General features: G+C 60.2%; 3 protein-coding genes. 2 read left to right on the top strand and 1 reads right to left on the bottom strand.

The window, feature by feature from the left end; translation table 11 throughout:
• The coding region (locus WCA53_RS00415; protein ID WP_423904067.1) for a LysR family transcriptional regulator at nucleotides 1–831 on the bottom strand (831 nt) is incomplete at its 3' end.
• A 147-nt stretch (nucleotides 832–978) separates the two neighbouring features.
• On the opposite strand from WCA53_RS00415, the gene WCA53_RS00420 reads away from it, so the two are divergent.
• Together WCA53_RS00420 and WCA53_RS00425 are read left to right on the top strand one after the other, a co-directional pair.
• Nucleotides 979–1,779, top strand: coding sequence for a gamma-glutamyl-gamma-aminobutyrate hydrolase family protein (locus WCA53_RS00420; RefSeq protein ID WP_423904070.1), 801 nt, complete (start codon nucleotides 979–981; stop codon nucleotides 1,777–1,779).
• Nucleotides 1,780–1,796: 17 nt separating this feature from the next.
• On the top strand, nucleotides 1,797–2,507 hold a 711-nt coding region (locus WCA53_RS00425; protein ID WP_423904073.1), incomplete at its 3' end, for a DUF2817 domain-containing protein.

Consider the following 2,507-nt stretch of genomic DNA (forward strand, 5'->3'; position numbering starts at 1 on the left):
ACGCACGATACCGAGCGTCATGTCCATCACCAATGGCGGGTTCACGTCGAGCGCCACCACGTCGCCGCTTTCCACTTGCGCGATCATTGCGAGGTCTATAGCGGGGACCACCGCATCACTGTTTTCAAGGATCGAGTGAACGGTACCAATGTCATCCGTCGTCAAGGCGAAATGGTCAATCACTGGCACCGGCAATCCGTAGAGCTCGCCGAACCGGCGCGTAAGCGAGGGCTCGGAATGTCCGGCTGCCAGCAGCGGATAGGGACGAATATTGTCAATTGTCACTTGCGGCTGACAAGCGAGTGGATGGCCAGGCCGGACATACCACCCGAAGGTGCAGGGATAGACCGCCTCCGCTGTCAGATCGGCATGGTCCTGGGCGACGCGGATATCGCCCACGAAAAAGTCCAGTCGCTCCGCAAGCAGCGCGGCCAGTAGCCGCTCGGAGGTTTCGATCACACTGCGCAACTGCACGCGCGGCGCATTTTGCATCAGGTCCAGCACGAGCGGGCTGAGCAGCACCGGCGCTAGCGCCGATCCCATCCCGAACGCCAGCGATCCGGCCTCGCCCGATTGCATCAGCGCCAGCAAGCGCGCGCCTTCTTTCTCGTCCAGCGCCATCCGGCGAGCCCGTGGCTCGTAGGCGCGCGCATAGAGCGTCGGACGCAGTCGGCGATCGGTTCTATCGAAGAGCGGCACCCCGAGCCCCTCTTCCAGTGCGCAAATGCTGCGCGACAAGGCCGATTGGCTCAGGTGTACCGCGTCAGCCGCCGCGCTAAGCGAGGCATTGTCGAGCATGGCGAGGAAGTGCTGGATCTGACGGATATTCATGCGAAGGCATCCACTTGCAGAATGTGCATTATATTCTATCAACAAATGCAATTTACACAAATTATTGATTCACCTAGACTTCTTTCGGAGACTCGCGATACAGCGGGTGCAATCAGACCCGCAAAACCCAGACGAAACCGATACTTCATGCCTGCCTTTCACACCACCCCGCCGCGCCGTCCAGTTGTTGGCATCATTGCCGACTGCATCCAGTTTCATGGGCATCGCGGCCATTCAGTACTCCACGGCTACGTGCGCGCTGTCAATGAGATCGCGCAGGCCATGCCTGTGATGCTTCCAGTGGCCGCCGAGGTGCTGGATGGCGCTACGTTGCTCGGAGCTTTGGACGGCATCGTGTTAACTGGCAGCCCGTCCAATGTCGCTGCCCAACGCTACGGTGCTTCTCCGCTGCCTGCTTCCACGCGACAGGACACGCATCGCGATGCCGCCGTGTTCGGACTGCTACCCGCGCTGATCCGGAGCGGTCTGCCCGTTCTCGGCATCTGTCGCGGCTTCCAGGAACTCAACGTGATCCACGGGGGCACGCTCGAGCCTGCCGTCCACGAACAACCGGGGCGTCTGGATCATCGCGAAGGCGATCACGACCGACCGATCGAGCGCTGGTATGACAACAGTCACCCGATCCAGGTTGTCCCCGGCGGCGTGCTGGAGGGCCTCGCTAGCGAGCCTGTCATGCAGGTGAATTCGTTGCATCACCAGGGCATCGACCGGCTTGGCGATGGTTTGCGTCCGGAAGCCACGGCGCCCGACGGCCTTGTCGAAGCATTTTCGATTGCCGACGTGCCTCAATTCACGCTGGCAGTCCAGTGGCATCCGGAAATGAGGATTGACGACTGTCCTTTATCGCGCGCGATTTTTGCCGCTTTCGGCGATGCATGCCGTATCCGTCAGTGCGAACGCGAACAAGTCATCATGTCGGCCAATTAAAGAAATCGCATCACAAAATGTTCATCAACGAAACCCGTGCTCTGTTCAGTCGCGACTATGCTGAAGCTCGTGAAAAATTCTGTCGCGCTGCCGCCCTGCGCGGGCTGGCAATCGACTCATATGTGTTGCCCCTGAGCGGCGCCACTGGAGAAACACTTGCAACGGATGTCGTATTCGATGGCCCGCGCGACGCCGCTCGCCTGGTCATCCTGATCAGTGGTGTGCATGGGGTCGAAGGATATTGCGGGTCCGCGATTCAGACCGGCGTGCTGGGTCTGGGTCCAGTCACCGCACCCGATACCGCCGTACTGCATATCCACGCGGTCAATCCTTACGGTTTCTCGCACTCGCGCCGCGCGACGCACGAGAATATCGACCTGAACCGCAACTTCGTCGACTTCTCCGTACCGTTGCCGGTTAATAACCGGTACGCCGAAATCCACGACCTGCTGCTTCCTCCCGAGTGGCCGCCGACCGACGAAAACGAATCGACGCTCGATATCCTGCGCCGGCAGTGGGGTATGCGTGGCTATCAACGAGCGGTCGGCCTTGGGCAGTACGCATTTGACGATGGCATTCACTACGGTGGTCGTGAGCCAGCCTGGAGCAACCTCACGTTCCGTCAGATCTTGCGCAAATATGCTCAGCAGTGCAGGCGGATTGGCTCGATCGATGTGCATACCGGGCTTGGCCCGTATGGCTACGGCGAACGGATCTTTGCCTGTCCC

Origin of the sequence: Caballeronia sp. (genome assembly GCF_049581465.1) — a bacterium.
Classification (GTDB): Bacteria; Pseudomonadota; Gammaproteobacteria; order Burkholderiales; family Burkholderiaceae; genus Caballeronia.